Source organism: Campylobacter sp. GB48, from assembly GCF_049221845.1.
In the GTDB taxonomy this organism is placed as follows: domain Bacteria; phylum Campylobacterota; class Campylobacteria; order Campylobacterales; family Campylobacteraceae; genus Campylobacter_D; species Campylobacter_D lari_C.
In genome coordinates, this window is the sequence record NZ_JBMJAR010000025.1 from 1 (window position 1) to 8,654 (window position 8,654).

The window sequence follows — 8,654 nt, forward strand, 5'->3', positions numbered from 1 at the left end:
ATAGCATTTTCTATTTTATCTTTTCTTTGTTTTAGTAAATCTTTTAAACTAGGGTTCGCTAATTGATAAGGTAGATTGTGTAAAAGTTGGGTGATGCCTTCGAAGGAGTCTAATGGAGAATTTCCTTTTATATCCACTATATATTTAATTGTTTTTAATAGTAAGGTGTTGGTGTTTAAGATGTTCTTTTTATAATTATTAATATAAAAAGTAGTTTTTGGATGTAAATCGTATAATTTAAGTAAAGTGTTTAAGCCTTTTTGATCTAGAAAATTTGTCAAAAGATTAAAATTTGGCATATAAAACAAAATTATCCTTTCGCTTCTTATTTCTTCACTTAAATCTAAATAATGAAAAACTAAATAAATAATCTCTAATTCTTCTTCAAAAATAATCAAATGAGTTCTTATAGGATTAGAAAGTAAAGCTTTATATAAAATTCCATTACCTAAGCCATAAAAAAATAAAACAGGATATCTTAAATACTCTCCATTGAATAAATTTAAATTCTCATTTAATTCTTTTATAGGATCTTTGTAAATAAATTCTTTTCTCTTTTTGTCTAATATATTGATATCTAGATTATCACTACTTCCTTGAAAAAGTTCAAATTGTTTACACTCTTTAAGTTCTCTTAATTTTAAAGCTAAAGGTTGGTCTTTTTCAAATAAAGCTTGAGTGTTTTTTAAGAAAAGTTCATTCATGATTTTACCTTGCTAGTTGAAAAAATTCTATAGTATCGTCTTTTATATAATTGTCAAATACATTTAAAAGATGTAAAAGTATTTTGAAAGTTTCTTCGTATTCGTCTAAGAGATCTTGTGTAATTTGTTCTTGCTCGTATTTATTTTTTGGATTTTTGCATAAGAGTTTATTTATTCTTAGTTCATGATGATATAAGATATGTGGGTAAAGTTCATATGCGCCATTAGATTTTTTATTTAATAATTTTTTAAAAGTATCAATTTGAGAAAAAAGTTTTTTGATTTTTAAAGTTTTTTTGCTTATTAAAATTTTTTCTAAAATTTTTTCTAATTTTTTAATATTATTTTGATTGATAAGGATCATTTTTTCTATATTTTTTTTGGCTATTTTTAAGTTTTTGCCTATTTTATTTTGAGTGATTTTGATTGGTTTTAAATAAACCTTATCTTCTTTCAACAAATCTTCACAAACATCTTTAAAAGATTTTTCTATACTTCCTTCTATTCTAGCTCCACCTTCAGTAGCATTGTAAGTATTTATATTTAATGTGTTTTTAGATAAAACTATGTCTTTTTCAAATATATCTTTAAAAATTTTCCACCAATAGTTTGTCTCAACCTTACCATTACCACCATAAGCAGTAATAAATAAACCTTGTTTTCTATTATTTTCGCTTTCTTTTCCATGGACATAGTCTTTAGGATGAGAATTGCCATTCTCATCATAGGCTAAATCTTGACCTATTAAGATAATATTTTTATGACCTAGCTTTACAGCTAGTTCATAAGCCATATTGGCTACACTCATACCACCTCCAATATAACCATAGTCGTTTAAATTTATTGCTCTTGCAAAAGGCAATCCTCGGTGTATTAGCATAAATTTTCTATTATTTCTTTTTAAATACTCTATAGTTTTTTTGTGTACTAAGCTAGCTAAGACAAACAATATATCCTTATCAAATTCTTTAAAATCATTATCAAAGCATTTACTTACCAATTCACTTCTTTCAAGCATTAATACATAATCAGGCTTTATATTATGTTTTGCTAGTATAGGATAAGCACTATCAGCACATATAATACTAGCTTTGTTAGCATATTCTTTTAATAAAGGTAATTGCTTTATTAAAGATGGACCAGTAGAAACTACAATAGCATTTTTTATTTTACCTTTTCTTTGTTTTAGCAAGTCTTTTAAGCTAGGGTTGGTTAGTAGCGGTATTAAATTTCTTGAAAGCTGACTTATCCCTTGTAGAGAATCGCTTGGTGCATTTCCATGTCTTGTATGGTTAGTTTTGATAGCTTTGATAATATTTTCATTGAGATTGTTAATATTATAGAAGTTATAAAAATTACTATGTGTAAAAAGATTGTAGATCATGTAGTAGTTTTTTACAGTAGGATAATCCATTAAAACATCAAGTTGAGCGTAAGTTATACTCGGCATATAAAACAAAATTATCCTTTCGCTTCTTATTTCTTCACTTAAATCTAAATAATGAAAAACTAAATAAATAATCTCTAATTCTTCTTCAAAAATAATCAAATGAGTTCTTATAGGATTAGAAAGTAAAGCTTTATATAAAATTCCATTACCTAAGCCATAAAAAAATAAAACAGGATATCTTAAATACTCTCCATTGAATAAATTTAAATTCTCATTTAATTCTTTTATAGGATCTTTGTAAATAAATTCTTTTCTCTTTTTGTCTAATATATTGATATCTAGATTATCACTACTTCCTTGAAAAAGTTCAAATTGTTTACACTCTTTAAGTTCTCTTAATTTTAAAGCTAAAGGTTGGTCTTTTTCAAATAAAGCTTGAGTGTTTTTTAAGAAAAGTTCATTCATGAAAAATCCTTTGATATTAGTTCTTGAATATCGGCTGTTGTTTGAATTATTATAGAATGCTGTTTTTCTATTAAATTTACTATCTCTTTGATGTGTCTTTCATGATTGACTATATAAGTTAGTTGATTAATTTTTGTTTTTTCTGGAATGTTTATATCTAAACATTCTAAATGTATAAAATTACATTCATTAGCATACATATAGCTTAATAAAATTGTAGAGAAGTATTTGTTTTGATAAAGTTTTTCTTTGTATAGTTTAATTTCTTTTTGCAGGATATTTATTTGATTAAAATCAATTGATTTTAAGCTTTCTTCTAGGCTTAAATTTTTTGGTAGAGAATTTATTTGTAAAGATATATTTTGAATTTTTTTAATAATTTTTTTAGAATCATCTAAAAAGTTCTTTGAAGTTTGACTAATTATTTTAAAATGATTTAAGGCTTTTTTTAGATTAGTATAAATAGAGTGTTTATCAGGTAAAGGTAGTATTTGTGCTTGTTTTATTGTATTTTCTTTTATAATTTTATCGCAAAGCTCTTGAAAAGGTTTTTCTATAGCTCCTTCTATCCTTGCTCCACCTTCAGTGGCGTTATAAGTTTTAATGATGTGTTTATTAAGATTGATATCATATTCGTATTTTTCTTTGTATAAAAGCCAAGCCGCTTGTGTAAAGACTTTTCCTTTGCCACCATAAGCTATAGTTTTAATATGCTCATAGCACGAAGAATCTGAATCTGTTCCATGTAAAAATTCTTTCGGATGAGAGTTACCATCTTTTCCGAAAGCCAGATCTTGTCCTATTAGTATGATATTTTTATATTCTAAAGATATTGCAAAATTATAAGCTAAATTTGCTACTGAATTAAAGCTTAAGTCGCAATAGCCAAAGTCGTGAAATTCAAAGCTAGTAGACAATGGATTTATAGATAGAGTGATTATATAATTTCTATTATTATTTTCTAAGAGTTTGATGGTTTTTGGATGAACAGTGTCGGTAAAAATAAATAGTATGTTTTTGTCAAATTCTCCAAAATTATTATCAAAAAAATTCCAAGATCCTATTTTTTCTTTACCATTAATAGTATCTTTTTCTATACAAAATACATAATCAGGTTTTATCCCGTATTTATGCAAGATAGTATAAGAACCATCAGCACAAAATATATTGACTTTATTTTGAATTTTTTTCAGCAAAGGAAGCTGTTTGATTAAACTCGGACCACTTGCGACTATAATTGCATATTTTTGTTTAGCTTTATGTGTATTTAGAAAATTTTGAGTGCTAGAATGAGATAATATTTTTGGAAGATTTTTACAAAAATGTTCTATATAAACTTCGCATTCTTGACTTGATTGTAGACCATTTAAAATACTTTCAATTGCTCTGTGAATATTGTTTTCTATGGTTTGTATTAAATAAGATTTTTTAAATTCTATTATTTGAACGATTTTGCTATAAAACATAAAATTTTGTTGTAAAAATAAATCTTTGGCTTTGTTAAAATCAAATTCTTTGGCATTAAAAATAAATAATTTATTTTCTTTTAAAAGAGATGTGATATATGCTTGTTGGAAAAAATTATCAATCGTATTTTTATCTTCTTCAAAAATTACAAGATATTTTAATTTTTCATTTTGAAATAAATTTTTTATATAGTTTCCTAAACCATAAATAAATAATACGGGATGATTTTTATAAAGATTTTGAGTGTTTTTTGAGAAAGTGTTCATTGTCTATCTTTTTGTAATATATTTAATAAAATTTTTAAAAATTTACTTACTTCTTGTATCCATATTTCGTGTTTTAAAAGCCAATTAATCATACGAATTTTTTTATCTTCTTGGGTATGTGCACTCATTAAAGAAATTTTTGCAAGTTCAAGTTCTATATTTTTTAAAGCAGGATTTAATATTTCTCCAAGTTCTATCATATTTTCTATTTTTGCTTTAAGGATATGAAGACTTTCATTTGTTGTTAAAATTTCTTTAAAATTTAATTCTTGTATTGTTTGTGTCTTAATATGAGTTAAAGATAAAATTAAATTATTATAAAACATATCAGTTTCAGTAAGAATGTTTGAAATTTTTTGTATTTTTTTCTCAAGTATATTTGTAATGTTTATATTTGTTTTATTTTTAGTTGGAAGTTCAAACAAAACCTTATCTTCTTTCAACAAATCTTCACAAACATCTTTAAAAGATTTTTCTATACTTCCTTCTATTCTAGCTCCACCTTCAGTAGCATTGTAAGTATTTATATTTAATGTGTTTTTAGATAAAACTATGTCTTTTTCAAATATATCTTTAAAAATTTTCCACCAATAGTTTGTCTCAACCTTACCATTACCACCATAAGCAGTAATAAATAAACCTTGTTTTCTATCATTTTCGCTTTCTTTTCCATGGACATAGTCTTTAGGATGAGAATTGCCATTCTCATCATAGGCTAAATCTTGACCTATTAAGATAATATTTTTATGACCTAGCTTTACAGCTAGTTCATAAGCCATATTGGCTACACTCATACCTGTGCCTAAATACCCATAATCATCCATATTTAAACTTTGTGCAAAAGGCAATGGTCTGTGTACCAATATAAATTTTCTATTGTTTTTATTTAAATATTCTATGGTTTTAGGATGTATAAGACTAACTAAAATAAATAATATACCCTTATCAAATTCTTTAAAATCATTATTAAAAAATTCAGAAATTATTTCCGTTCTTTCTAAAGATAGTACATAATCAGGCTTTATATTATATTTCGCTAGTATGGGATAACTACCATCAACACAAATAATAGTTGCTTTATTTACGTTTTCTTTTAACAAGGGAAGTTGTTTTATAAGGCTAGGTCCGCTTGCAACTATAATAGCATTGTCGTTTTTGTTTTTTCTTTGATTTAGCAAGTCTTTTAAGCTAGGGTTTGCTAATTGATAAGGTAGATTGTGTAAAAGTTGGGTGATGCCTTGGATGGAGTCTTTGGAATTATTTCCAAGTTCTGTAATAAGATAAGAGCAAAGCTCTTGAATGTTTTTCTCTATAAAAGGAATTTCTTTATAGTTGTTGTAATAGGAAGAATGTGTAAATAGTTGTGTGTTTTGTAAATAATTTCTTACTTGCAATTCTTTGCCTAAAAAGTCATTTAGATAAGCTTTTTCATACTTATCCACCACATACAATCTTTTATCTTTTAATTCTTGACTAAAATCTATTAGATGAAAAACTATATAAAGTATTTCAATATTAGGCTCAAAAACAACTATACTTTTATGATTTTCATTTTTTAATAAAGCTTTATATAATAAACCATTACCTAGACCATAGAAAAATAAAACAGGATATCTTTCATATTTGGTATAAATTTCATTATATTTCTCATCAAAGAATTTTTCAGGATTATCATATAAGCTTTGTTTTAATTCATGATCATATATATTGATATCAAAAGCACTTTTTCCTGCAAATACCTCAAAACGTTCATTTGTTTTTACATCTTCTATTTTATCAGCTAGAGTAGCATTATAGCTTTCCAATGCTCCTAGGTTTTTATTAAAAAATTCCTTATAAGTACTCATTATTTTTCCTCTATAAAGTTTTTTAAATTGTGTAATGATTCTTCCATGATTTTTATTTGAGATTCTAAAGTTTCTATAACAATTTTAAGCCATTCTTCGTGTTTGATAAGCCAAATAATCATACGAATTTTTTTATCTTCTTGGGTATGTGCACTCATTAAAGAAATTTTTGCAAGTTCAAGTTCTATTAAAGCTAAAGCTGCAACTAGCTGGTCAGAAAATACAGCCATTTTCTCATCTTCTAGAAATTCTTTAATTTTGTGAATTTCATCATTGGTTTTTAAAATTTTAATAAAATCAATAGTTTTTAAATCTATATGGTATCTAGTTTGATTGATAACTTTTAGTATGGGTTTTAAAAGTTTTTGGCATTGATAAATTTTACTTTTTCCAAATTTAATTAAATTGGTAAAATTTTGGAGAGTTTGTTTTGCAAATAAAATTTGCTCGTTTTTTGGCAAGTTATGTAAGTGTGAAAAAGTTTTTTTCGGTTCTTTTAAAATATTTTCACATATTTCTTTAAAAGGTTTTTCTATAGTTCCTTCTATCCTTGCCCCACCTTCTGTGGAATTGTAAGTGATTATATTATTCTTTAAAGCTTCTTTTATATATAATTCATAACTTTGTATATAGGTTTTCCAAGTATTATGTGTCCAAACCTCTCCTTTACCTCCGTAAGCTAATGTTTTTATGTGTTTATATCTATATGTATCTAAATTAGAGTCGTATAAAAATTCCATAGGATGAGAATTTCCATTTTCATCATAGGCTAAATCTTGACCTATTAATATAATATTACGACATTCTAGTTTTATGGCGAATTCATAGCCCATAGATGCAACATTTAATCCCCCTAGGCATCCAAAGTTATCTATAAGATGCTTATGCGTATAGACAGCAGATGGTTTTAAAACAAGAAGATATTTTTTTTCATTTTTATCTAGATAATTTATAGTTTTAGGATTTGCTGATGCGGTAATAATGAAGGTGATGTTTTTGTCAAATTCTCCAAAATTATTATTAAAAAACTCACTTGAAAGTTTATTTGTTTCTAAGCACATAACATAATCAGGCTTTATATTGTATTTTGCTAGTATAGGATAACTTCCATCGGTGCTTATGATAGTTGCTTTATTAGCATATTCTTTTAACAAGGGAAGTTGCTTTATAAGACTAGGTCCACTTGCAACTATAATAGCATTGTCGTTTTTGTTTTTTCTTTGATTAAGTAGTTCTTTGAATAATGGTTTAGTTAGCATTTTTGCGGTATTATAAATGCATTGTTTGAGATCTACTTGAAATTTGCTTATTCTGGTACTTCCCTGAGCATTAAAAACATACATAATTTTTTCATTTAATTTTTTTTCTAATTCTTCTATATGTGTTTTATTTTGATTATAATAGGAATTTAAAGATAAAATTTTGCTATCGTAAAGATAATTTCGAACAAAAAGCTCTCCCATTAAAAAATTTATAATATCATCCATATCAAAATCATTTGTATCCACCACATACAATCTTTTATCTTTTAATTCTTGACTAAAATCTATTAGATGAAAAACTATATAAAGTATTTCAATATTAGGTTCAAAAACTATTATACTTTTATGATTTTCATTTTTTAACAAAGCTTTATATAATAAACCATTACCTAGACCATAAAAAAATAAAACAGGATATCTTTCATATTTAGTATAAATTTCATTATATTTTTCATCAAAGAATTTTTCAGGATTATCATATAAACTTTGTTTTAATTCATGATCATATATATTGATATCAAAAGTACTTTTTCCTGCAAATACTTCAAAACGCTCATTTGTTTTTACATCTTCTATTTTATCAGCTAGAGTAGCATTATAACTTTCCAATGCCCCTAAGTTTTTATTAAAATTAGCTTCATAGGTGTTCATGAGAGACCTTCTTCAATGGCTTGGATTTGTAATTTTATATGAGGCAAGATAAAATCAATCCAATTTATATGAATTTCTATGTATTCTTTTCTTTTTGTATATTCTTCTTCTATGTTTGCAGGGTTTTTTATATAGTTTTGTGCAATTTTATATTCGAAATGAAAAAATATTGAACGAATGAGATCTAAGAAATAATTTTTAAATTCTTCATTCTCAAATCTAGCTTTCATTTGATAAATTCTTTGACTTAGAGGATTAAAATCTTCACTTTCAAAATTTAAATTTTCTAAGTACCGAGTAAGATCTGATTTTAAAATTTCACACTCGTTGATGTAACTTCTTCCTAAAATAACAATCCTCTTCAAGCACTCATCAATCTTATCTTTTTTATCTTGAATTTCTTTTTTACTTAAAGTTTGTAGTTTTTCAAATAAAGGCTTATTTTCTTTTAATAAATTTTCACATAATTCTTTAAAAGATTTTTCTATACTTCCTTCTATCCTAGCTCCACCTTCTGTGGCATTATAGGTTGTAATGTTGATTTTTTTGACTAACTCTATATCTCTTTGAAAGGTTTTTCTAAAAATATCCCAACACATATT

4 protein-coding genes and 2 pseudogenes are annotated in these 8,654 nt (G+C 25.4%); all 6 read right to left on the reverse strand.

Annotation, left to right across the window (positions count from 1 at the left end):
- Positions 1 to 704, reverse strand: a pseudogene (locus tag ACOTVC_RS08310) (DUF115 domain-containing protein); the annotation flags it as partial.
- A gap of 4 nt (positions 705 to 708) precedes the next feature.
- Positions 709 to 2,559: a motility associated factor glycosyltransferase family protein gene (locus ACOTVC_RS08315; RefSeq protein WP_421628283.1), complete on the reverse strand. Its 1,851-nt coding sequence runs from the start codon at positions 2,557 to 2,559 to the stop codon at positions 709 to 711.
- On the reverse strand, positions 2,556 to 4,292 hold the full coding sequence (locus tag ACOTVC_RS08320) for a motility associated factor glycosyltransferase family protein (protein ID WP_087684767.1): 1,737 nt from the start codon (positions 4,290 to 4,292) through the stop codon (positions 2,556 to 2,558). Before ACOTVC_RS08320 ends, ACOTVC_RS08315 begins: the two co-directional genes overlap by 4 nt.
- On the reverse strand, positions 4,289 to 6,139 hold the full coding sequence (locus ACOTVC_RS08325; RefSeq protein WP_421628284.1) for a motility associated factor glycosyltransferase family protein: 1,851 nt from the start codon (positions 6,137 to 6,139) through the stop codon (positions 4,289 to 4,291). Before ACOTVC_RS08325 ends, ACOTVC_RS08320 begins: the two co-directional genes overlap by 4 nt.
- Entirely contained in the window at positions 6,139 to 8,052 is a 1,914-nt protein-coding gene (locus ACOTVC_RS08330) for a motility associated factor glycosyltransferase family protein (RefSeq protein ID WP_421628286.1), read from the reverse strand. Before ACOTVC_RS08330 ends, ACOTVC_RS08325 begins: the two co-directional genes overlap by 1 nt.
- Positions 8,049 to 8,654 (reverse strand): annotated as a pseudogene (locus tag ACOTVC_RS08335) (hypothetical protein); the annotation flags it as partial. The pseudogene ACOTVC_RS08335 and the gene ACOTVC_RS08330, both read right to left, overlap by 4 nt.

Excerpts from the sequence above, each read along its gene's own strand:
- ACOTVC_RS08315 (WP_421628283.1), bottom strand. The coding sequence starts at position 2,559 with ATGAATGAACTTTTCTTAAAAAACACTCAAGCTTTATTTGAAAAAGAC.
- ACOTVC_RS08325 (WP_421628284.1), bottom strand. The coding sequence starts at position 6,139 with ATGAGTACTTATAAGGAATTTTTTAATAAAAACCTAGGAGCATTGGAA.
- ACOTVC_RS08320 (WP_087684767.1), bottom strand. The coding sequence starts at position 4,292 with ATGAACACTTTCTCAAAAAACACTCAAAATCTTTATAAAAATCATCCC.
- ACOTVC_RS08330 (WP_421628286.1), bottom strand. The coding sequence starts at position 8,052 with ATGAACACCTATGAAGCTAATTTTAATAAAAACTTAGGGGCATTGGAA.